Raw genomic sequence first — 21,176 nt, forward strand, 5'->3', positions numbered from 1 at the left:
GTCAGGACACTCGGCGCTCCCGCCGGGCGAGGCTTGCGTAGAGGTCCAGGTAGGCCTCCACCATCCGGTCGGGAGTGAAGGTGAGCGCGCGCTCGCGGCCCCGCGCCGCCAGGGCCGTGCGTTCGCGCGGATGGTTCATGAGGAAGCGCAGGGCCCGCGCCAGCTCACGGGAATCATTCGGAGGCACGAAGTGCGCGGCGTCGCCCCACACCTCGCGCAGGCTGGGGATGTCTCCCAGCACCAGCGCGCAGCCTGCGAGCGCGGCCTCCAGCGCGGACAGGCCGAAGGGCTCGTAGCGAGCGGGCAGCGCGTACACGGACGCGCGAGCCATCCACCGCGCGAGTACGGGGGGCGCGAGGTGGCCCAGGGGCCGGGTGCTCCGCGTCGTCGCCACGGCATTGCCTTCCGGGTGCAGGGCGTCACCCGCGACATGGATGGGAAAGGGCAACCCGGGCGCGACGGCCTCCAGCGCGGCCAGGTTCTTGGCCTCGTCCCACAGCCGCCCCGCCGCGAGCACGAAGCGCTCCTTGCGCGACGGGGGGAAGCGCGTCGCGCACCGCGCGTTCGGGATGACCCGCGCGGCAGGGAACGCGCGGGCATCCCTTGTGTGAACGGTGCCGTAGTGCCGCTCGATGGCATCGAGCATGGCCTGCGTGGGCGCCACCACGACGGACGCCGCGTGGAGCCCCTTCGCCACCTCCTCGCGGTAACGGCGGCAGTGGGCCGGCGCGGCTTCGCCCTTCACCGCCTCCCACCAGGAGAGGACACATGAGTGCGCCACCACCAGCACCGGCGCTCGGAAGGGCCATGCGCCGTGGCAGTAGCCGTTGAGGTGCACCACGTCCGGTGACAGCCGGGCCTCCAATGCCAGCAGCCACTCACCGGCGGCGCGCACGTCCTCCCAGGGCGCGTCCATCCACTCCAGCTTCCAGGTGCTCTCATGCACCGTGAGCCCGGGCAGCGCGCGGGCCTCCAGCCACTGCGCGGGCGACAGCGGCGCGCCCATCGTGGCCAGCTCCACGCACACGCCCCTCAGGCAGAGCGCGCGGCACAACTCCAGCGCGTAGGACCAGACGCCGCCCACCGTGTCGGCGGTCATCAGCACCCGGCGCACCGGCGGCACGAGCCGTGGCGCCTCAGGGCTGGCTGTCGACGGCTTCAAGCGTCTCCCCCCGCCCCATCACCGGCCGCGTCCGCCCGCCCCGCAGTTCCTCCAGCCAGCCCCCCAGCCGCGCCATGCCCTCCTCCACCCCCACCCGGGGCATCCACCCGGTGGCCCGCATGAAGGCGCGCGTGTCGGAGACGTAGTAGCGCTGATCGCCCGAGCGCCAGTCCTCGAAGCCGACGCGCGGCGCGCGGCCCGTGCGCCGCTGGATGAGCGCCAGGAGTTCCAGCAGGCTCACCGTCTGCCCCGGTCCCCCGCCGATGTTGAAGGCCCGTCCCTGGATGCGCGGCATGGCCTGGTGGGCCAGCCGGAAGGCGCGCACCAGGTCCTCCACGAAGAGGATGTCGCGCACCTGCATGCCGTCGCCGTAGAGCGTGAGCGGCTCGCCGCCCAGCGCCCGCAGGAGGAAGTGCGCCACCCAGCCCTGGTCCTCCGTGCCGAACTGCCGGGGCCCGTAGATGCAGCTCATCCGGAACACCACCGTGGGCAGCCCGAAGGTGCGCGCGTAGTCCAGCACGTACTGGTCCGCAGCCCCCTTCGAACAGCCATACGGGCTCTCGAAGTCGAGCGGGCACGTCTCGCTGATGCCGTGCGCCAGCGTGCGCTCATCCATGGGCGCGTAGCGCTGCCCCCGGACCGCGAGCTCCAGCCCCGGCAGCCCGCCATACACCTTGTTGGTGGAGGTGAAGACGAGCTGCGCGGGCGTCTCCATCTCCCGCAGCGCCTCCAGGACGTGGAGCGTGCCGCGCGCGTTGACGTCGAAGTCGTGGAGCGGGGACTGGAGGCTGTGCGTCACCGCCACCTGCGCGGCGAAGTGGAACACCTCGCTCGCCTCGCGCACGGCCCGGCGCACCGCGAACAGGTCGCGCGTGTCCGCGATGTCGATGCGCAGCCGCTCGCCGTGGCGCTCGCGCAGCCAGCGCAGGTTCTTCTCCACGCCGTGGCGCGACACGTTGTCGAACACGCGGACCGTGCGCCCTTCTTGAAGGTAGTGGTCCGCCACGTTCGAGCCGATGAAGCCCGCGCCCCCGAAGATGACGACCGTCCCCTCCCCGCTGGATGCGGCCCTCATACGGTGAGCCCCCGGGCATCCAGCTCCGCGCGAGCTTCCGCCGCCCGGTCCTGGGCCACCTGCCCCACCAGCCACCGCGACAGCTCCAGCAGTCCCTCCTGGAACCCCACGCGCGGCGAGTACCCCAGCACCTGCCGCGCGCGGGTGATGTCCGCGAAGCAGTGGCGGATGTCGCCCATGCGGTACTTCCCCGTCACGGCCGGCCGCATCCGGGACAGGCCCATCACCTCGCCCACCGCGCGCGCCACGTCGCGCACGGTGACGGCCTTGCCGCTGCCCACGTTGAGCACCTGGCCCGCCGCGCCCTCCACCTGGAGCGCCAGCCGGCAGGCCTGCGCCACGTCGTGCACGTTCACGAAGTCGCGCTGCTGCAGGCCGTCCTCGAAGAGCAGCGGCGCGTTCCCGTTGAGCAGCCGCGACGCGAAGATGGCCAGCACGCCGGTGTACGGGTTGGAGAGCGCCTGGCGCGGGCCGTAGACGTTGAAGAAGCGCAAGCCCACGGTGGGGATGCGGTACGCGCGGCCCACCATCAGGCACAGCCGCTCCTGGTCGAACTTCGACAGCGCGTACACGCTCGACAGCGTGGGCGTCTTGTCCTCTGGCGTGGGCACGGGGGTGAGCCGCGTGCCGTGCGCGTCGCGCAGCTCCCAGTCCCCCGCCTGCAGCTGCTCCAGCGAACGCTCCGGGCCCGGGACGGTGCGGCCGTCCGGCGTGAGGCACAGCCCCTCGCCGTAGACGCTCATGCTGGAGGCCACCACCAGCCGCTCCACGGGGCGCTCGATGAGGGCCTGGAGCAGCACGGCGGTGCCCTGGTTGTTCACCGACGTGTAGTGGGCCACCTCGTACATGCTCTGGCCCACGCCCACCGCCGCGGCCAGGTGCACGACGGAGTCCACACCCTCCAGCGCCCGGTGCACGGCCTCCGCGTCGCGCACGTCCCCGACGTGGAGCTCCACCTCCGGGGACAGGTAGTCCGGGCGCTCACGTCCGGGGCCGTGCACCTGCGGCACCAGGGAGTCCAGCGCCCGCACCCGGTGCCCGTGCGCGAGCAGTTCGTCCGCCAGGTGCGAGCCGATGAAGCCCGCGCCCCCGGTGATGAGGATGTGTTTGCGGCCCATGCGCCCCCGCCCCCTGGCCGCGTCCACCCACGCGGCCCGCTGCCGGTCCGAGGCAACGGTAAACACCCCACCGTCCAGGTCATCCCTCCCTGATGGTCTGCCTGCGTGTGCACGCCCCCACGTGCGTCTGGGAGCGGCGTCACGCAACGGCCGCGAGGACGGGCCGGCTCAGGCGGACAGCGGCGACGCAGGCTCCGCGGGGCGGTCGGGCAAGAGGCCCCGCGTCTGGCGGCGCACGAGCGACGCGTAGTAGCCGTCGTGGCGCATGAGCTCCGCGTGCCGTCCCTGCTCGACGATTCGGCCCTCCTGGAGCACCAGGATGCGGTCCGCGTCCACCACCGTGGACAGCCGGTGCGCGATGGCGAACGTGGTGCGTCCCTTCATCAGGCGGCCCAGCGCCTCCTGCACCAGCGCCTCGCTCTCCGCGTCCAGCGCGCTGGTGGGCTCGTCCAGCACCAGGATGGGCGGGTCCTTGAGCAGCGACCGCGCGATGGCGATGCGCTGGCGCTCGCCGGCGGACAGGCGGCTGCCCTTCTCTCCCACCACGGTGTCGTAGCCCTGCGGCAGCCGGTGGATGAAGACATCCGCGTGCGCGGCGCGGGCGGCGGCTTCAATCTCCTCCTGCGAGGCCTCCGGCCGCCCATAGGCGATGTTCGCGCGCACGCTCTCGTTGAAGAGCAGGCTGTCCTGGAGCACCACGCCGATGTGGCGGCGCAGCGACATCTGCTTGAGCGAGCGCACGTCCTGCCCGTCGATGCGCACCGTGCCCTGCACGGGGTCATAGAAGCGGTACAGCAGGCTCATCAGGGTCGTCTTGCCCGCGCCACTGGGCCCCACGAGGGCAATGGTCTCTCCCGGCCGCACCTTCAGGTCCACGCCGCGCAGGAGCGGCCGGCTGGGACCCGCGGCGGAGGGGTAGGCGAAGTGGATGTCGGAGAACTCCACCTCGCCCTTCACGGCCGTCACCTCGCGCGCGTCCGGCGCGTCGCCCAGGTGGTCCTGCGCGTCCAGGATGGAGAAGACCTGGCGCATGGCCACGGACGCGGTCCGCAGCGTGCGGTACACGCCGCTCAGGCCCTGCACCGGACCGAACAGCCCGCCGATGTAGCCCAGGAACGCCACCAGCGTGCCGGTGGTGATTTCGCCCTTGAGCACCAGCAGGGCGCCCATGCCAATGGATGCCACGCGCGCCACCAGCACGGCGACGTTCTGGCCGCCGCTGACCACGGCGTCGTAGCCCACGCCCCGGACGACGACGGCGTTGGCCTCGCGCACGCCGTGCAGGAAGCGCTGCTTCTCGCGCTCCTCCATGGCACAGCTCTTCACCGTGACGATGCCGGAGAGCACTTCGTTGAAGCGGGCGTAGATGCTGGCCCAGCGGTCCATCAGCGACTGCTCGCGCCGCGTCTGCACGGGCGCGGCCCTGCGGGCGATGAGCACGGGGATGGGCGCGAACGCGAGCGCCACCAGCGCCAGCCGCCAGTCCAGCCGGAGCATGATGATGACGGAGAGCAGCAGGTACGCCGCCGCGGGCACGACGTTGAAGGCCAGCTCCGTGATGGCGCCCACGAAGCCCTGCATGCCGCGGTCGAGCCGGGTCATGATGGCGCCCACGCCCTCCTCGCGGTGGAAGCTCAGGGGCAGCGAGTGCAGGCGCGTGACGGTGGCCTCGTTGAGCGAGTAGTGCACGTGGATGCGCGTGCGCCAGGTGAGCCAGCTCGCCGTGGAGGCGAGCGCCTCGCGCGTCAGGCCCATGAGCACCAGGCCCCCGACGCCGAGGAGCACCGCCCGGGCGGCCCCCTGCGCGCCCAGCTGGTCGAAGATGTGCTTGAGCACCAGCGGCTCCAGCGCGCTCAGCGCGGAGCCCGTCAGCACCAGCAGGAGGATGAGGACGACGGCGCGCCGGTGGGGCTTGAGCCAGGCCATCGCGCGCGACAGCGATGCGGGAGGGACGGGAGGGTTCTGCATGAGCGCCAGGAACGCACTGGCCTCTCCTCCCCTTCCCTTCCTGCCCGGACGCTCAGGCGTAGAGGCGGTCCAGCGTGGTGGCCACGTCCACGAGCCGCTCGGCCTCCACGTCGAAGCGCTCGCCCTTCGCCAGCCGGGTGGCCCACGCCACGGCGGCCCGTCCGCCCCAGGCATCAGGCGGAGTGCACAGCCGCTCGCGCCGGGTGCCCTGGAACACGTCCGCGGTGAAGTCGTAGAACGAGCCGTCCACGTTGCGGAACGCGGCGCCGCCCTTCGTGCCGTAGAAGGCCGCCTCGATGACCGCGTCGCACCCGGCGGGCAGCTTCCAGGAGCAGGCGAGCTGCACGGAAGCGCCCGTGCCCAGCAAGAGCTGCGCGGAGGCGAAGTCCTCCACGCCCTCCTCGCGTGAGCCGAGCGGCCGCCCTTGAGCGAAGCGCCGGGTGGACACCGCCTCCACGGCGGGAAACCCGAGCGTCCACAGCGCCAGGTCCACCAGGTGGATGCCCAGGTCCATCACGCAGCCGCCGCCCGCCTGCCGGGGGTCGTAGAACCACGCCTTGTCCGGACCGTACGCGTTGTGGAACACGAGGTTCACCGCGTAGACGTGCCCCAGTTCTCCCGCCTGGATGCGCTCGTGGAGTTGCCGCATGCCGGTGGTGAAGCGGTAGCTCAAGTCCACGCCCAGGAGCCGGTCCTTCGCGCGGGCGGCGTCCACCACGCGGCGCACCTCCGAGGCCGTGCGGCCCAGGGGCTTCTGGCAGAACACGGACACGCCGCGCTCCAGCGCGAGCAGGGACTGCTCCGCGTGCACCGCGCTGGGCGTGGCGATGACCAGCCCGTCGAGCCCCAGGTCGAGCAGCGCGTCCAGTGACCCGACGCACTTCGCGCCGGGGGCCAGGGTCAGGGCCTCGCGAGTGGCATCAGCGGAGGGGTCGCAGAGGCCCACCACCTGGACCTGCTCGGAGCGCACGATGGCCTCCATGCGGTTGCGGCCGATCCAGCCCACGCCCAGGAAGCCGACCCGGGGCTTCAGCTCCTGCCGGAGGGCGTTCATAGGGTGACGACCCCCTTGAGGAAGCCGTCCGGGCGCGTGCGCATGGCGTCGAAGGCGCGGTCCATCTCCTCCAGCGGATAGGAGGTGAAGAGGGGGAACGGATCCAACCGGCCGGAGGCGACGGCGTCCACGGCCAGGCGCATGCCCTCGACGTAGACCTTCGGGTCGCGCTCGTGGGCGTTGACGACGTCGAGCCCGCGCCAGTTCCACAATTGCAGGTTCACCTGCCGGGGTCCGTCCTGGTGGTAGCCCGCGATGACGAGCTTCCCGCGTTCGCGAGTCAGCTCCGCCGCGAGGTCCAGCGGCCACTGCTCACCGACGGCCTCGATGACGCGGTCGCAGAGGGCGTCCCCGGTGAGGGCCTTCACGCGGGCGATGATGCGGTGGTGGTCATCCATGGGGATGCACTCGGTGGCGCCATATCCGCGAGCCAGCTCCAGCGCCCAGGGCCTGCGGGTGATGGCGATGACGCGAGCCCCCGCGTTGGCCGCGAGCCGGGTCACCACCGCGCCCAGGAAGCCGATGCCGATGATGGCGACGGTCTGGCCCGGCTGGATGTCCGAGCGCCGGAAGATGTTCATCGCGCAGCCCAGCGGTTCGCCGGGGAACGGCTTGCCCGCGAGCGACGGAGGAAGCACCACCGTTGAGGCCGCGTCCGCCAGGTCGTACTCGGCGAAGGCCGAGGACGACAGCATGGCCACGCGGTCGCCGGGCTTCAGGCCGGAGACGTCAGGGCCCAGGGCATCCACGACGCCCCAGCCCTCGTGTCCGGGAGCACCGGGGGCCAGGGGGTAGCGGAACCACTCACGCCCTTCCCAGACAGGAAGGTTGGAGCCACAGACGCCACATCCCTCCATCCGGACCCGCACCTGACCGGGCCCGGGTTCAGGCCGGGCCACGCGCTCCACGCGAGTCCCCCGAGGTCCCCCCACCACCGCCGCCCGCATCGTGACGACCGCCGCGCCATCCATGTGCCGCCCTCCCCGGTGAATCGCCTCAAGCTAGAACCGGCCCACGCACACGGGACCCGGCGCGAAGGGGCGGTGCGGCTGTGCACTCGTCGCCAAGAGAGGACTGCCCGGCAGACCGTATTCACCACGCCTCCCAGCTGGCACCCAGGTAGGTGCAGCCCGGCCTTGAGCTCGGCACCAGGTGCCGGATTCAGGGCACCGCTTCCACCACGCCAGCCGCGTGACGCATGAACCGGGGCACGGAGAGCACCAACTCCGGCTCCATCACGAGGCGCTGCTCGCGGCCCAGCACTTCGCCAGTCACGTCGTTCCACCAGGTGATGCGGTACTGCCCGGGCGTCAACCGCAGGCGGACCTGTGCACCGGACACGGACTGGCCATAGCCCTCCTTCGCGCCCATCACCCACAGCGCCTGCAATCCCGGGCGGCCCATGGCCCACGCCCGCGTGCCCGTGGGCGACACGGTGGGTGACGCCATCGGCAGGAGCGGCGGGCCTGAAGGCAGGCGAGCGAGGAAGTCCGCCAGCACGCGGAAGTGCCGGCCCCGCTCCGGCGTCATCGGCACGTCGGAATCCTCGGTGAAGGGAGGCGCGCTGTGCGCGAGCACGCCCGCGCCGCAGAAGGTCGTGACCCAGATGCCCACGTGCGTGTGGTCGTACGTCTGGCGGTCATCGCCGCCATAGCCGAACTCGCCCAGGAGGATGGGCTTGTCGTAGCCCCACGTCTCCGCCACCTTCCGCGTCAACTCCGCCGCGAGCGCATGCACCTCATAGAACTCCTTGCCGTAGAGGTGCCATTGCAGGAGGTCATCCTGCCGGCTCGCATACCAGGGGCGCTCGTCGCCATCGACGTTCCAGTGCAGCCCCACCGAGCCCACCGTGACGAGATGCCCGTACGGATCCTCCGCATGCCACGTCGCCGCGAGCCGCTCCGCCCAGGGCATCCACGTCGCCTCACCGACGTTGCCGTCCCACTCCGGTTCGTTGAGCAGGTCCACGGCCAGGAACGCAGGCGACGCGCCGAAGCGCGCGAGCACATAGCGCAGCCGGCGCTCCGCCAACTCCGGCCGGTCGAAGAAGTCATCCGGCGCGGCCGCCGGGCCGCCGCGCGCGGTGCTGTAGGGATTGTCCTCCCAGCTCTTCCACGTCTCGCCCGGCGTGAAGCCCACCGCGAAGAGGGCGATGATCACCTGGAGGCCGTGCCGTTCAGCGGCGTCGAAGATGGCGTCGTAATGGGCAGCGACCTCCGGATTAAAGACACCCGGGCGCGGCTCCAGGCAGCCGGGCTGCGGACCGGGCACCGGCTCCTCCCGCTCGCAGTCGGTGAAGATGAAGATGCGCAGGGTGTTCATCCCACGCGCCGCCATGCCCGCGATGTACTCCGTCGAGGACTCCTGGCCGTGATTCCACGTGGGGTCGTAGACGTTGAAGCGATTCTCTCCCAAGGGAAGGAAGGGCGTGCCGTCCTCCCATGCCAGGTGATGCGCGGAGACACGGCTGCGGCGCACGAAGCCCCGGCGCGAGGACGGCCGGGACATGAACCGGCCTGACGCGACCTCCACCGTCCCCGCCCGGACGCGGTAGCGGTACTCGCCCACCTCCTGGGGCGTGAAGCGCACGCGGAAGCCACCACCCGTCACGGGAAAACCGCCCACCTCGACTTCCCGCCCGGAGGGCGCCACGAAACGAGCACGCACGGGGACGTCATCCGGGGCACCCGTAACGCCGGGGACCGTGAAGCCGACCTCGAACCGCGCGAAGCGCTCCACCTCCTGAAGCGGAGCCGGAGCTTCGGGCGGTGGGCGTGAAGCCGCGCACCCCGCGAGCAGCACGACCCACAGCCACACCCGGAAGCCCTGCGTGAATGGCGCCATGTCCCCACCCCTCCCCAACACCAGTCAGCAGGCCGAGCGCCCGGAGCCCACCCAAGGCCGCCCGGCCCTCCATCACCGCGGCCCCCTATCTTCCCTCCACGGCCTCGATGCGCTGGAGCGGGAGGAAGTGCACATGCGCGTGAAGGAGCGGGAGCTCAATCTCGACTGGGTGACGCCGCTGTTGGCGGTGGGCGGAAGCTATCCCATGGATGCCGCCGCGCATCTGGCCCAGAAGCTGGGCGTGCGTCATGTGGTGGATGTCCGGGTGGAGTGCCAGGACGACGAGCACGTGCTGCGAGAACACGGCATCACGTTCCTGCACCTGCCCACGGTGGACATGCGCGCCATCCAGTTGAAGATGATCCACGACGGAGTGGCGTGGATCCGTGCCCGGCTGGCGAGCGAACAGAAGGTCCTCATCCACTGCGAGCACGGCATCGGAAGGAGCGCGCTGCTGGCGTTGTGCGTGCTGGTGGATCAGGGGATGGAACCGCTCGCCGCGCTGGAGCTGGCCAAGACCCGGCGGCCCCGAGTGTCGCCCAGCCCGGAGCAACTGGGGGCCTTCATCGAGTACACGCGGGACGTGCACGCAAGGGGAGCCGTCCCGTGGTCGGTGCCCACGCTCGAAGCGCTGGGCACCATCGCCTACCGGCATCTGCGTACGGGCATGGAAACAAGCTGAGGAAATGCTCGTCTACGGAGATCACCCGAGAACGCTGGCCCCCATCGGGGTTCTCCGTCTGCTGAGAGCCCGTCTGCGGCGACTGGACACGTTTCGACCGGGACTGGAGCAGCACGCGGAGCTGGTGACGCTGTTCATCGAAGCCAGCGTGCTGGCCCAGGGACTGCTCGACGCGGACGAGGAGGCCACGGGCAAGGACACCGCAGGCGCCAGGAGCCAGACCTGGCTCACCCTACCCCAGGTGCTCGCGAGGCTCGTGGGTGAGACATGGGACGGAGGCACCGCATCGGTCACGGCGGCGCTAGCGCTGCTCGAATCCATTGAGCAGCGCGAGCTGCCCACCCACGTGACGCTCAAGGAGCCCGAGGGCTACGCGCACTTCGCGCTCTACCCCGAGCTGTACCTGGAAGCCGCACGAGCCGCACGGCTCCCGGGTTCGACCCGGGTGGTGGGCGTGCGAAGCATCGGCACCGGACTCGCCTGCATCGTTGCCGAGGGGCTCGGTTCGGACACGCCGCCCCTCACCGTCCGCCCCGTAGGTCCACCGTTCGAGCGCCAGTTGCATCCCAGCCCCCACCTAAAGCGCGAGCTGGAAGCCACGGCCCAAGCCGACGCGGTAGCCATTGTGGATGAGGGACCCGGCCTGTCCGGCAGCTCCTTCGGCGCGGTGGCGGACTTCCTGGAGGCGAGGGGCATGCCCCGCGAGCGGCTCCACTTCTTCCCCAGCCACGCGGGCGCCACAGGTCCCATGGCCAGCGAGCCTCACCGCGTACGCTGGACACAGGTCCACCGCCACACCATGGACTTCGACGTCTGTGCCGCGCGACTCCCGGCCTGGGTGGAAGACCTCACCGGCCCGGCCATCGCTCCATTGGCGGACATCAGCGCGGGCGCATGGCGCCACCACGCGTTCCCGGAGCGGCAAGACTGGCCGGCGGTCCACGTCCAGCAGGAGCGCCGCAAGTACCTGCTGACCACGGAGCGAGGCACGTTCCTGCTCCGCTTCGCGGGCCTCGGAGTCCCCGCGGAACACCGGGCCCTCCGAGCACGTCAGCTCGCGGAAGCTGGCTTCACACCTCCCGTCACAGGGTTGCGGCACGGCTTCCTAGTGCAGCCCTGGCTCAAGCAGGACGCCCCCTCATCTGGAGGACACGGCCCAGCAGAGTTCGTCAGCCACCGGTCAGGCCACACAGGCAGCGAGCTCGCGCCGACCCGTGCGACTCCGCACGCATGCCCTCTTCCCCTCGCGCGAGGCCTGGACCGTGCCGCACTGCTGGAGCACGTGGGCCGCTACCTCGGCTTCCGCGCACGAACCTTCCCCGCCCCGGAGCCCGGACGCGGCGCCCCCATGAGCCGCCTGCTCGAGATGGCTCGGTACAACACAGACCGGGCCCTGGGCGAAGAGTTCGCACGAATCCTGGACGCATGGGTGCCGCACCTGGATGCACTCGCGCGCACCGTGCGGCCCGTGGAAACGGATCACAAGCTCCATGCATGGGAATGGCTCGTCCTCCCCGGAGGCCAGATCCTCAAGACAGATGCCATGGACCACCACGCAGGGCTCGACCTCGTGGGCTGTCAGGACGTGGCCTGGGACATCGTGGGCGCCGCCGTGGAGCTGAACCTGAGCGAACCCACGCTCGCCACGCACGTCGAGCGCACCAGCGGCCACCCCGTGTCCCCGCTGCTGCTGCGCTTCTACCGGCCCTGTTACCTGGCATTTCAATGTGGCCATCACACGCTGGCCGCGACCGCGCTGGAAAACGTGGCCCCCGACGAAGCCCTCCGGCTGCGCACCGCGGCGGCCCGCTACGCCGCTCGTCTGCGCGAAGACCTCCGAGGGCAGACAACGGTTCATTGACGAAGCCCACGCCCCCAAAGATGTCCGCGAGGACTCGTGCCTACCTGGCGCGCAGTGTGTCGCGACACGACCCGCGAGCGAAAACCAGGAAGGCTCCAGGAACAGGGCCCGTGCCCGGTGGACTTCGAAAACCTGCCCGCCTGTCGAACAGATGGGGTCCACCTGCGCTGCGGCCCGGGGCGCACAGGCCTGACAGGCGCGCAGGAAGGGCCCGTGGACCAAGGCGCCTGCCGGGGCCGATGTCGCCCAACTGGTCCGACAGTCGGACCAGTTCGCATCGCCCGGCGCCGGAGGGCGGGTCCCCCAGTCCGTCCCGTCCATGTCAGACCCGTCTGGTTGGATGCGCGAAGCATCGGCGAGAAGGGCGGCGGAGATGGTGAGGGTGGGGCTGGTGGCGTATGTGGAGCAGCAGATTGAGCAGGACATCGCGCTGGGGCGCCTGCCGAGGAACGGGCGGCTGGCCTCGGAGCGGGTGATGGCTGGCTGGTATGGCGTGTGCCGGGGCACGGTGCGCGAGGCCTTGAGGCGTCTGGCGGCACGGGGCCTCGTGGTGCAGCACCCCGGGCGCCAGGCGCGAGCGGTGGCGCTGGATGAATCGCTGACGCTGGAGAACCTGGGCCTGGCGCTGCATGCCGCGCGCTCCGAGGAGGGCCGGCGGCTGCTGGAGGGCTTCTTCAGCCTCAAGCGGCAGGTGCTGGTGGAGCTCCTGGCCGACTGCTGCGCGAACGCCTCCGAGTCGGAGATTGGCCGGTTGGAGTCCGTCTGCTACGCGCTCTGGGACGCGGCGCGCTGGCACCCCGGAGAGCGCTGCGCGCAGTTGGAGTTCGAGTTGCTGCGGCTGGCGGCCCAGGTGGCTGCGCGTCCCGGGCACCTGCTCCTCATCCAATCGCTGCAACGGGCCTTCAGGGGCATTGAGGCACGGCTGCTGCCCTTCATGGGCGGCGAAGTCCTGGGCCAGTGGGCCAGATTCGCGATGCATGCCCTGAACGAGCGTGACATGCAGGCGCTTCAGCACCAACTGCCGGTGTTGCTGAAGGCGTGTGATGCGCGGTTGCTCGACCAGGTCGCCCCACGTCCTCAGGCGCAGGTCACTCCCGAAGTGCCTCATCTTCAGGAGGATCCCCTCGCCGCTCTTGCATCAAACACCGCTCAAGACGATGGGCCTGCGGTACTCCCCTGCGTTGAGACGCGTGCGGTCGGCGACCTCGTGTCCGATCCCTCGGCCTGTCCTCCTGTGCAGCCCTCTCTTGTGGAACCCCACGGCGATGCGCCGCGTTTTCGCGCCGTCCCGGGACCCGAACCCACCGAACCCCAAGCTGAGCGCGTTGGCGGGGACGTCCCGGACGGTTCATCCGCAGAGGGAGTTCCACCCGAGCCCTGCATCCGCTCCTGACGCGGTGACGAACCTCGGGTGGCCTACCTGGCGTAGCGCCGCGTCATCCGCGCGCAGAAGTCCGCGTACTCCTCCACGTGGTTTGGCGGACTGGTGTGGTGCGCGGCCATGCCGCATGACTCCGGCGTGAAGCAGTAGGTGAGCGTCACGTCGAAGTCCTCGAGCGCGCGCATCTGCCGGTCGAACCACACCTCGGCGCCTGGCCGCAGGCTGTCCGCCCAGCTGAGCCCCGTGCGCACGTGGCGCACCCCGAGCTTCTTCAACCACGCCACCGCTTCGTCCAGCCGGGGATCCTCGAAGTGGAACCACTGGCAGATGCCCAGCTCCGGCGTGTAGTCCGCGAAGTGGCGCAGCGCGCGCTTGGGCGTGCCGTCCTCGCGCAGCAACCCCATGTGGAAGTGCCGGTAGTACGACGAGCCCTCCGCCTCGCGGTGGCGCGTGGTCGCGGGCCACGCCTTGGGCAGGTCATAGAGGCTGTACCAGTGGATCCGATCCACCCGGCCCAGCAGCAGCTCCGCGGTGCGCCGCAGGCCGAACTCCTGCACCTCCTCCGCTCCGAAGGAGGACACACCCACCTCCGTGACCCATACCGGATGGCGGGACACCGCGCGGACCTCCGCGATGCGCCGGGGCCACTCGTCGATGGGCCAGTGGTTCCAGTCCAGCGGGAAGCCATGCACCGCCACCACGTCCACCTCGTCCAGCGCTCCCTGCCGATCCAGGCGCTCCAGGAAGCCCGGGTCGATGGGTGACATGCCTCCCAGCACGCGGGGCAGCGTCGGGTGCTCGGCGCGGACCGCCGCCCCCGCCAGCCGCACCATCCGCGAATAGATGAGCCAGTCCTTGTCGAGCTCGATGTCCCAGTGGGACTTGTTGTTCGGCTCGTTCCAGAGCTTCACCGCTTCAATCATCGCGCGCCCCCTGCCATCCAGGGTGTGCAGCACCCGTGGCCTTTCAAGGCAACCGCCCCCCGGGGGCACCCCCGCGCCCGACGGCCATCCCTCCCCACGGGGCACCTTGCCCGGGAACTACGAAAGGCTTCGTTGACACCTACGAAATCGTTCGTATAACTATGCGTAGGAAGCGGTGAGGAGAGAGGAAGCCATGAGCCGAGGAAAGCTGCCGCGACCCACGGATGCCGAGCTGGCCATCCTGCGGGTGCTGTGGGACCGGGGCGCACGCACCGTGCGCGAGGTCCATGAGACGCTCCAGGACGGGAGCGGCTACACCACCGTCCTGAAGACGATGCAGATCATGACGGAGAAGGGGCTGGTGACACGCGACGAGTCGCAGCGTGCGCACGTCTACAGCGCCCGGCTCCCCCGGGAGAGCACCCAGCAGCAGTTGGTCACCGACCTGGTGGACCGCGTGTTCGGCGGCTCCCCAGCGCGGCTCGCCCTGCAGGCCCTGTCCACCAAGAAGACGTCTCCCGAGGAGTTGGCGGAGCTGCGCCAGTTGCTGGATTCGCTCGAGAAGGAGTCGGAGTCATGAACGGTCTCATCCTGGAAGCGGTGGGTTGGGCGCTCGTGCATCTGCTGTGGCAGGGCGCGCTCGTGGCGGCGGCCCTGGCGCTTGCGCTCCGGTGGGTGGGCCGGCGCTCGGCGAACCTGCGTTACGCGCTGGCATGCGGGGCGTTGGGCATCATGCTCGCGCTGCCGGTGGCTACCGCGTGGCGGCATGCCTCTCGCGCTGTGGAGGTGGACTCTCGCGCGGTGCGCTCGGCGTCCGTCCAGCGCGCCGCGGCGCCGCTCCCGGAGCCGGTGTTGCGCTCTCGCTTGGAGCTGCCCGCGCGGCCGTCCGTTCCCATGAAGGAGCCCCCGTCGCTGCCCCTGCTGGAGGGCCTCTTCCAGCAGGTGGGCGAGCACCTGCCCTGGCTGGTGCTTGCGTGGGGAATGGGCGTGGCGGCGTCCTCGCTGCGCCTGCTCAAGGGCTGGCTGGGGCTGCGCCGCCAGGTGGACGAGGCGGTGCACGCGTCGTGGGAATGGCAGCAGCGGCTGGAGGTGCTGGCGCGGCGGCTGAATCTCACTCGGCCGGTGCGCCTGCTGGTGTCGTCGAAGCTGGACGTGCCGTCCACGCTGGGCTGGCTGAAGCCCGTGGTGCTGGTCCCCACCGCCACGCTCACCGGGCTGGCCGTGCGCGAGCTGGAGCTGGTGCTGGCCCATGAGCTGGCCCACATCCGCCGTCATGACTTCGCGGTGAACATGGTGCAGACGCTGGTGGAGACGCTCCTCTTCTACCATCCGGCCGTGTGGTGGATGTCGCAGGTCATCCGCGTGGAGCGGGAGAACTGCTGTGACGACCTCGCCGTGCGCCAGGGGCCTGGCGCCCTGCCCTACGCTCGCGCGCTCACCGCCCTGGAGGCGCTGCGGTTGCAGGGAATGGACGCCAGCGGTCCCGCGCTGTCCGCGCTGGGCGGTTCACTGAAGGACCGCGTGCGGCGGCTGGTGGTGGCGCCCGCGTCGCGGTGCTCGTCGCGCTGGGCGGCGGGGGTGTCCATCGTCACGCTCGCGAGCAGCCTGGCACTGGCGGTCCCGCTGACCGCGCTCGCCGTGCACCCCGTGAAGGCGCTGGAGGCAGCGGCCCTGGCCGCCCCGGCCCGGAGCGCCTCCGCGCTCCGCCCTGGCATCGCCGCAGCCTCTGTCGCGATGGGCACTCCCCAGGCGCCCGCGCCGCGCGACGCATCCGTGCCCGCGCCGCAGGGTGTTGCTACCACGGCGACCGCGCCGCTCGCCGCCTCAGTGCCAGCGCCGCAGGGTGTTGCCAACACGGCGACCGCACGGATTGCGGCTGCGACGTCAACGCCTCTCGTGGGCCTGGCCTCCGCGCCGCTCGTTGTTCCGGCGCCCTTGCCGCTTGTCATTGCCGTGGCTCCTGCTCCGGCTGCCGGACCCGCGCCGGTGGTCGCTCCCGCCCCGAAGCCCGACCCCGCTGACAGGGCCAAGGCTCGCGCGGAGCGGAAGGCGGCCCAGGACGCCGATGAGACCACTCGCGTGGGCGTGGATCCGCTGAGCGTGGACCAGTTGGTCGCGCTGAAGATCGCGGGCGTCACCCCGGAGGTCGTCGACCGCATCTCCGCCATGGGCTACGCGCCGACGGTGGAGACCCTGGTGGGCTTCCAGCACGCGGGCATCACGCCGGAGTACGTGAAGTCCATGACGGACCGCTTCGGCAAGACCATTCCCGCCGAACAGCTGGTGGCCATGAAGCACCTGGGCGTCACTCCGGAGTGGCTGGGACAGATGGCCGCCCTGGGCTTCGCGAAGGACGACTTCGAGGACCTGCTGGGCGCGAAGGCGCTCAACATCGACGCCGCGTGGCTCAATGACCTGAAGGCCGCGGGCTTCGGCAACCTGACGCTCGATGAGGCCATGCAGCTGCGCGCGCTGGGCGTCGACTCCGCCTGGCTCCGCGAGCTGGAAGCCGCGGGCGTGAAGCCCGCCTCCGTGGATGAGCTGGTGCGCCTGCGCACCGGCGGCGTGGACGCGGACTTCATCCGCCGCATGCAGAAGCCCCGGAAGTAACCCCTCCCCTCCTCTCCCATGCGGTCCCACCGCGCACTCCCCCAAGGAGCGCGCGGGCCGGCCGCGCCTTGCCCGAAAAAGGAGTCGCCGTCATGACGTCTCGCCTGTCTCCGTGGCTCACCGTGTTCGTGATGCTCCTGGCCCTCCCCGTCCTCGCCGCCGATGCGCAGCGCACCGGCACGTGGGGCGCGGTGGTGCGGGAGCAGCAGTTGCAGTTGTCGTTGCAGCCCAAGGACCGTCCGGACTCGCACCATGGCTTCTCCGCGCCGCTCGCGGACTTCCAGGGGCTGTCCACCACGGACGGCAGCAGCGCTCCCTTCAAGCTGGTGCGCGAGGCAGGCACGTTCGCCTTCGAGGGCCAGTTCAAGGACGGACAGGGCGTGGGCACCTGGCGCTTCAGCCCGGACGCGGGCTACTCGAAGAAGCTGGCGGAGCTGGGCATTCCCAAGCCGGACGCGGACGAGCAGTTCCTCCTGGCCAGCGTCAACGTGGGCCCCCAGCGCGTCCAGGCGCTGGCGGCCACCGGCCAGAAGGTGGCCACCGTGGAGGAGCTGGTCCACGTGGGCATCTTCAACGTCACCCCGGAGTACGTCCGGGCCATGGCGGCCGAGGGCTACCCGAAGCTGACCGTCCAGGAGCTGGTGGACTGCCGCATCCACCACGTCACGCCCGAGCGCATCCAGGGCCTGGCCGCGCTGGGCTTCAAGGGCCTGCCGCTGGACTCGCTCCTGTCCATGAGCATCCACAACGTCACGCCGGACTTCGTGAAGGAGATGCGCGGCCTGGGCTTCCCGGACCTGAGCGCGGATGACCTGGTGTCCATGCGCATCCATGGCGTCACGCCCGCCTTCGTGAAGGAGATGCGCGGCATGGGCTACACGAACGCCACAGCGGACGACTTCATCTCCATGCGCATCCACGGCGTCGACTCCGTCTTCGTCCGCTCGATGTCGAAGCAGCGCAAGTAGCGGGCCACCCCGGCTTGTCATGGGAACGCAGACATGCCGCAATCCGTCGGTGCAAGGCATTGCCGCCTTGCACCGACCGGAGCGTTGCGCATGCGAAGCATGGTTCGAGCGTGGTTCCTGATGAGCCTCACCCTGGGCGTCCTCACCGCCTGTGGCCCCTCCACCGGAACGGATGAAGCCGCGACTCCCAGCGGCGAGGCCCAGGTGGAGCAGGAGATCGGCACCGACCCCAACTGTCCCATCTCGCAGATGCAGTCGATGGTCACCTGGCAGGCCGCGTGCGGTACGCCCTGCTCGAACACCGCGGGATATGGAGACCCGGGCACCACCAACAGCGGCTATGGCTTGCCCGGCACCAAGTACAAGCGCTGCTGTCCCCCGGGCGGCAGCTGTACCGCCTGGAAGCTCATCGGGCCGGTCTGCCAGTTCTGCGAACTCCAGTGACCCCAACCTCGCCTGAACGGGAACAAACAGACTAAACTAATTTCCAAGAAAACGAGATTGACAGTCTGTGCAGCAAGGACATCTCGTCGCCGCCCCACCCTGCTGGAGGCGGAAACAAGATGGCCCCATCCCCCCGTTCCCGCGCGCTCGTCCGGGCGTGCCTGGTGCTACCGCTGTGCTCGCTGGCGTCCTGTGGTGACGTCCGCGAGCCCACGCCCGATACACGCGTCACCGTGGCTCGCGGCGCCGTCACCGCCGAATTGGCCGCGACGCGCATCGAGGACAGCGGCTTCGACTATCCCTGGCAGGTGAACGACGGCAACGAGGGCCTGGGGGCCTGGGGCGCGGGCGACAATGCCTTTGTCGGCTACGACCTGGGGACGTTGAAACAGGTGCGGGAGGTCTGGAGCCTGGGCGACCAGGCCTACCGCTTCCACGTCCAGCTCTTCGACGCGAGCTGGAGCCAGACGGGCTGGTACGACTGCGACCTCGACGGCAGCGTCATCCAGTGGAAGGCCTGCGACATCCCGGACACGAACGCGCGCTTCGTCTACGTGCGCTACCGCACGAACACGAGCGGCTCCTGGGTGCAGGAGGTGAACATCCTGGGAGACGCCGCGGGCCCCAGCGAGCTACCCATCCCCACGGGCGCCTTCCGGGGCACCTACTTCAGCGACCCGAACCTGACGACCCGGGCCTTCCAGCGCCAGGACGCCGCCATCCAGTTCTCCTGGGGGACCGGGAGCCCCGGTACGGGCGTGGGCGTGGACAGCTTCAGCGTGCGCTGGGAGGGCGACTGGAACTTCGCCAGCGCGGGCACGTACCGCTTCTCCACCACGTCCGACGACGGCAGCCGCATCTCCGTCGACGGGGCCCTGGTCGTGGACCACTGGAGCGACCACTCCGCGACGACGCGGACCGGCGACGTCACCCTCACCGCCGGCACGCACCGCGTGAAGGTGGAGTACTACGAGGCCACCGGCGACGCGTCCGCCCAGGTGGGCTGGACGTTGCAGTCCGGGAGCACGCCCGGCGTGGGCGGCGTCCCCAATCCGCCCACGGGCTGGGTGCTGGACCTCCAGGACGACTTCAACTCGCTGGACTGGAACAAGTGGAAGCAATGGCAGACGAACGTGCCGCTCAACCACACGGTCATGGTGATGAACACGCAGAGCCAGTGCGTGACGGTCAATGGCCAGCTGGAGATGCGCGCCCGCAAGCGCAATGACGGCTCGGGCATCTGGGACGGCTGCTACCTGGACCAGGGCACGTGGTGGGACGAGCAGAACTGGCGGCCCGCGCATCCCGGCTACGCGGACTACCAGGTGTCGTTCAAGGCGGACCTGCCTCCGGGCATTGGCACGGGCATGTACTTCCTCATGTGGCCCATCGCGGAGAGCTGGGGCGGGACGCCCTGGCCGCCGGAGCTGGACATCGTCGAGCTGCCCAACAACGACGGCACCAACGTCATGACCACCTGGCACTGGGACCCGGACAACAAGCAGTCAGAAATCCGCCCCACCGTGGACCGACGCAATGGCAAACAGTGGGTCTACACCGCTCGCCGCGTGGGCAATGACATCCGGATGTGGATTGGCGACCCGGCGACCAACGCCATCCGCGAGATTCCCCTGCCGGCCGCGTTCTCCAACAACCCGGACTACAAGCGGATGCTGGTGGGCATGGCGAACTTCGTGGCCTCCACCTGGGCCCTCACCGGCAGCGGGTCCGCGTTCTGGTACGGCGACGCGAACACCACGGGCTCCACGGCATGGACCGCGCGCATCGACTACGTGAAGGTCTGGAAGCCGGGCCCGGGCATGAGCGGGCAGTAGCGCCTCGCATCCCGGCGCGGACGACTCAGGGCAGGTCGTCCGCGCCGCGCGGCTCCTTCACGGGCTGGCCGTTCTGCTCCCGCCGGGCGCGGCCCACGGCCTCGTACACCGCCATGCGGGCCCGCATGATGCCGCCCAGGGGCCGGTGCGCGGCCAGGCTGTGCGACGGGCTGAACAGCATCGCCTCGTCCACCGCGTCCTGGAGCGCCGGGTCATACGCATCCTGCGCGGGCAGCACCAGCCGGGCCACGGGCTGATAGGGGCTCTCCGACTCGGGCCACTCCGCGTTGGCGTTCTCCACCGGCATCCGCGTGAGGTCCGTGCACAGTTGCACGCCCATCACGAACTCCGCCGGGTGCTCGCGGAAGAACGCCACCACCGCCTGGCGCAGTCCATCGAAGTCGCGCACGTCCAGCTTCGCGTCCTTCAGCGCCTGGAGCCCGGGCGAGTCGGGCACCACGTTGAGCTTCGCGATGAAGTCCCCGTACCGGAGCGGCGCCTGGCTGTAGTACGGCTCGCCCAGCGGGTGCAGGAAGGGGTGGCCGAAGAAGTCCAGCACCGCGCTGTGCGCTCCCACCGTGCCCAGCCCCGTGTTCGTGGCCAGCGACACCGCGGACACCACGCCCTTCACGGCCTGCGGCGTCCGGGGCGCGAGGTGCTCCACCGGGGCAATCTGCGCGAGGAACGCCTTGGGGCCCACGGCGTTGAACACCTTGCCGGTGTCCAGGAGCAGGTCCTGCGTCGTCTCTCCCGCGTGGCCGGGCAGCATGGGCCCCAGGCCGTCCACGCCCAGGACCTTGAGGGCCATGCCGCGCGGACCGGAGACGCGCCGGTCGTCGTCCAGGTCTCCGGGCACGTGCGACAGCCGCGCCACCACGGGATACGTGCGGGCCTGCGCGAACAGGCCCTGGCGCAGGTGCGCGGGCAGCCCTTCCAGCACGCGCAGCTCCCCCTTCACCAGCCCGTGGGCCTTGGCGTGCGCGGCGCGCACGGTGCGGCCGTGCTTGGGGCGCGTCAGGGCCATGCCCTCGAGCATCGCGGCGATGAGCTTCTCGATGACCTCCGCTTCGTCGAGCTCCACCGCCTCGACGTCGTCGCGGTAGCGGACGTAGCCGCTCGGTGCCTGCTGTGACTCGGACTCGCTCATGGCCGGACCGTCCTGGACCTCCGGCGCTGGAAGTAGGCGCCGGGCCCCCTCGCGTCAGGTTTCCTGGCGCCTTCGGGGCCCGGAAGGTCCGCTGCTGGATGCTC

The 21,176-nt window shown here is 70.6% G+C and carries 17 protein-coding genes; 8 read left to right on the forward strand and 9 right to left on the reverse strand.

Annotated features, from left to right (window positions below):
• Position 1 precedes the first annotated feature (1 nt).
• The 7 genes from JYK02_RS13475 to JYK02_RS13505 form a co-directional block, all read right to left on the reverse strand.
• Complete coding sequence (locus JYK02_RS13475; RefSeq protein ID WP_347402491.1) at positions 2 to 1,162, reverse strand: glycosyltransferase family 4 protein; 1,161 nt, start codon at positions 1,160 to 1,162, stop codon at positions 2 to 4.
• Positions 1,137 to 2,237 carry an NAD-dependent epimerase/dehydratase family protein gene (locus JYK02_RS13480; RefSeq protein WP_207051332.1) on the reverse strand — a complete coding sequence of 367 codons (1,101 nt, stop codon included), beginning with the start codon at positions 2,235 to 2,237 and terminating at the stop codon, positions 1,137 to 1,139. Before JYK02_RS13480 ends, JYK02_RS13475 begins: the two co-directional genes overlap by 26 nt.
• On the reverse strand, positions 2,234 to 3,355 hold the full coding sequence (locus JYK02_RS13485; RefSeq protein ID WP_207051333.1) for an NAD-dependent epimerase/dehydratase family protein: 1,122 nt from the start codon (positions 3,353 to 3,355) through the stop codon (positions 2,234 to 2,236). The genes JYK02_RS13480 and JYK02_RS13485 overlap by 4 nt, the downstream gene beginning before the upstream one ends.
• Before the next feature lie 168 nt (positions 3,356 to 3,523).
• The gene (locus JYK02_RS13490; protein WP_242588731.1) at positions 3,524 to 5,323 is read right to left on the reverse strand and encodes an ABC transporter ATP-binding protein; all 1,800 of its coding nucleotides are present in this window, start codon (positions 5,321 to 5,323) and stop codon (positions 3,524 to 3,526) included.
• Between the two features lie 52 nt (positions 5,324 to 5,375).
• Positions 5,376 to 6,377: a Gfo/Idh/MocA family protein gene (locus JYK02_RS13495; RefSeq protein WP_207051334.1), complete on the reverse strand. Its 1,002-nt coding sequence runs from the start codon at positions 6,375 to 6,377 to the stop codon at positions 5,376 to 5,378.
• Positions 6,374 to 7,348: an MDR/zinc-dependent alcohol dehydrogenase-like family protein gene (locus JYK02_RS13500; RefSeq protein WP_207051335.1), complete on the reverse strand. Its 975-nt coding sequence runs from the start codon at positions 7,346 to 7,348 to the stop codon at positions 6,374 to 6,376. Before JYK02_RS13500 ends, JYK02_RS13495 begins: the two co-directional genes overlap by 4 nt.
• 190 nt (positions 7,349 to 7,538) lie before the next feature.
• Positions 7,539 to 9,221 (reverse strand): DUF5060 domain-containing protein, encoded by a 1,683-nt coding sequence (locus JYK02_RS13505; RefSeq protein ID WP_207051336.1) that lies wholly within the window; start codon positions 9,219 to 9,221, stop codon positions 7,539 to 7,541.
• On the opposite strand from JYK02_RS13505, the gene JYK02_RS13510 reads away from it, so the two are divergent.
• From JYK02_RS13510 to JYK02_RS13520, 3 genes are all read left to right on the forward strand, one after another.
• A complete protein-coding gene (locus JYK02_RS13510) occupies positions 9,220 to 9,903 on the forward strand; it encodes a protein-tyrosine phosphatase family protein (protein WP_242588732.1) in 684 nt (227 codons plus the stop codon). The two genes, JYK02_RS13505 and JYK02_RS13510, sit on opposite strands and share 2 nt — an antisense overlap.
• Positions 9,904 to 9,907: 4 nt before the next feature.
• A complete protein-coding gene (locus JYK02_RS13515) occupies positions 9,908 to 11,764 on the forward strand; it encodes a hypothetical protein (RefSeq protein WP_207051337.1) in 1,857 nt (618 codons plus the stop codon).
• A 340-nt stretch (positions 11,765 to 12,104) separates the two neighbouring features.
• Positions 12,105 to 13,157: a FadR/GntR family transcriptional regulator gene (locus JYK02_RS13520; protein WP_242588733.1), complete on the forward strand. Its 1,053-nt coding sequence runs from the start codon at positions 12,105 to 12,107 to the stop codon at positions 13,155 to 13,157.
• 23 nt (positions 13,158 to 13,180) lie between these two features.
• Here JYK02_RS13520 and JYK02_RS13525 read toward each other — a convergent pair whose 3' ends face one another.
• A complete protein-coding gene (locus JYK02_RS13525; protein WP_207055110.1) occupies positions 13,181 to 14,068 on the reverse strand; it encodes a beta-xylosidase in 888 nt (295 codons plus the stop codon).
• 193 nt (positions 14,069 to 14,261) lie between these two features.
• Between JYK02_RS13525 and JYK02_RS13530 the strand changes: the two genes are divergently transcribed.
• From JYK02_RS13530 to JYK02_RS13550, 5 genes are all read left to right on the forward strand, one after another.
• A complete protein-coding gene (locus tag JYK02_RS13530) occupies positions 14,262 to 14,648 on the forward strand; it encodes a BlaI/MecI/CopY family transcriptional regulator (RefSeq protein ID WP_171437675.1) in 387 nt (128 codons plus the stop codon).
• The gene (locus tag JYK02_RS13535; protein WP_207051338.1) at positions 14,645 to 16,678 is read left to right on the forward strand and encodes a M56 family metallopeptidase; all 2,034 of its coding nucleotides are present in this window, start codon (positions 14,645 to 14,647) and stop codon (positions 16,676 to 16,678) included. Before JYK02_RS13530 ends, JYK02_RS13535 begins: the two co-directional genes overlap by 4 nt.
• Positions 16,679 to 16,770: 92 nt before the next feature.
• Positions 16,771 to 17,646, forward strand: coding sequence for a 4-hydroxy-3-methylbut-2-enyl diphosphate reductase (locus JYK02_RS13540; RefSeq protein WP_207051339.1), 876 nt, complete (start codon positions 16,771 to 16,773; stop codon positions 17,644 to 17,646).
• A gap of 90 nt (positions 17,647 to 17,736) precedes the next feature.
• Positions 17,737 to 18,090, forward strand: coding sequence for a hypothetical protein (locus JYK02_RS13545; RefSeq protein WP_207051340.1), 354 nt, complete (start codon positions 17,737 to 17,739; stop codon positions 18,088 to 18,090).
• A 119-nt stretch (positions 18,091 to 18,209) separates the two neighbouring features.
• Positions 18,210 to 19,925 (forward strand): PA14 domain-containing protein, encoded by a 1,716-nt coding sequence (locus tag JYK02_RS13550; RefSeq protein ID WP_207051341.1) that lies wholly within the window; start codon positions 18,210 to 18,212, stop codon positions 19,923 to 19,925.
• Between the two features lie 25 nt (positions 19,926 to 19,950).
• Here JYK02_RS13550 and JYK02_RS13555 read toward each other — a convergent pair whose 3' ends face one another.
• A complete protein-coding gene (locus tag JYK02_RS13555) occupies positions 19,951 to 21,072 on the reverse strand; it encodes a catalase family protein (RefSeq protein ID WP_207051342.1) in 1,122 nt (373 codons plus the stop codon).
• Between the last annotated feature and the right edge of the window lie 104 nt (positions 21,073 to 21,176).

It is taken from the genome of Corallococcus macrosporus, assembly GCF_017302985.1.
Classification (GTDB): domain Bacteria; phylum Myxococcota; class Myxococcia; order Myxococcales; family Myxococcaceae; genus Corallococcus; species Corallococcus macrosporus_A.

Bases quoted from the DNA above. Each gene is read 5' to 3' on its own strand.
- JYK02_RS13485 (WP_207051333.1), bottom strand. From the start codon at position 3,355: ATGGGCCGCAAACACATCCTCATCACCGGGGGCGCGGGCTTCATCGGC.
- JYK02_RS13510 (WP_242588732.1), top strand. From the start codon at position 9,220: ATGTCCCCACCCCTCCCCAACACCAGTCAGCAGGCCGAGCGCCCGGAG.
- JYK02_RS13525 (WP_207055110.1), bottom strand. From the start codon at position 14,068: ATGATTGAAGCGGTGAAGCTCTGGAACGAGCCGAACAACAAGTCCCAC.
- JYK02_RS13495 (WP_207051334.1), bottom strand. From the start codon at position 6,377: ATGAACGCCCTCCGGCAGGAGCTGAAGCCCCGGGTCGGCTTCCTGGGC.
- JYK02_RS13480 (WP_207051332.1), bottom strand. From the start codon at position 2,237: ATGAGGGCCGCATCCAGCGGGGAGGGGACGGTCGTCATCTTCGGGGGC.
- JYK02_RS13545 (WP_207051340.1), top strand. From the start codon at position 17,737: ATGCGAAGCATGGTTCGAGCGTGGTTCCTGATGAGCCTCACCCTGGGC.
- JYK02_RS13505 (WP_207051336.1), bottom strand. From the start codon at position 9,221: ATGGCGCCATTCACGCAGGGCTTCCGGGTGTGGCTGTGGGTCGTGCTG.
- JYK02_RS13540 (WP_207051339.1), top strand. From the start codon at position 16,771: ATGACGTCTCGCCTGTCTCCGTGGCTCACCGTGTTCGTGATGCTCCTG.
- JYK02_RS13550 (WP_207051341.1), top strand. From the start codon at position 18,210: ATGGCCCCATCCCCCCGTTCCCGCGCGCTCGTCCGGGCGTGCCTGGTG.
- JYK02_RS13520 (WP_242588733.1), top strand. From the start codon at position 12,105: ATGCGCGAAGCATCGGCGAGAAGGGCGGCGGAGATGGTGAGGGTGGGG.
- JYK02_RS13515 (WP_207051337.1), top strand. From the start codon at position 9,908: ATGCTCGTCTACGGAGATCACCCGAGAACGCTGGCCCCCATCGGGGTT.
- JYK02_RS13530 (WP_171437675.1), top strand. From the start codon at position 14,262: ATGAGCCGAGGAAAGCTGCCGCGACCCACGGATGCCGAGCTGGCCATC.
- JYK02_RS13535 (WP_207051338.1), top strand. From the start codon at position 14,645: ATGAACGGTCTCATCCTGGAAGCGGTGGGTTGGGCGCTCGTGCATCTG.
- JYK02_RS13555 (WP_207051342.1), bottom strand. From the start codon at position 21,072: ATGAGCGAGTCCGAGTCACAGCAGGCACCGAGCGGCTACGTCCGCTAC.
- JYK02_RS13500 (WP_207051335.1), bottom strand. From the start codon at position 7,348: ATGGATGGCGCGGCGGTCGTCACGATGCGGGCGGCGGTGGTGGGGGGA.
- JYK02_RS13490 (WP_242588731.1), bottom strand. From the start codon at position 5,323: ATGCAGAACCCTCCCGTCCCTCCCGCATCGCTGTCGCGCGCGATGGCC.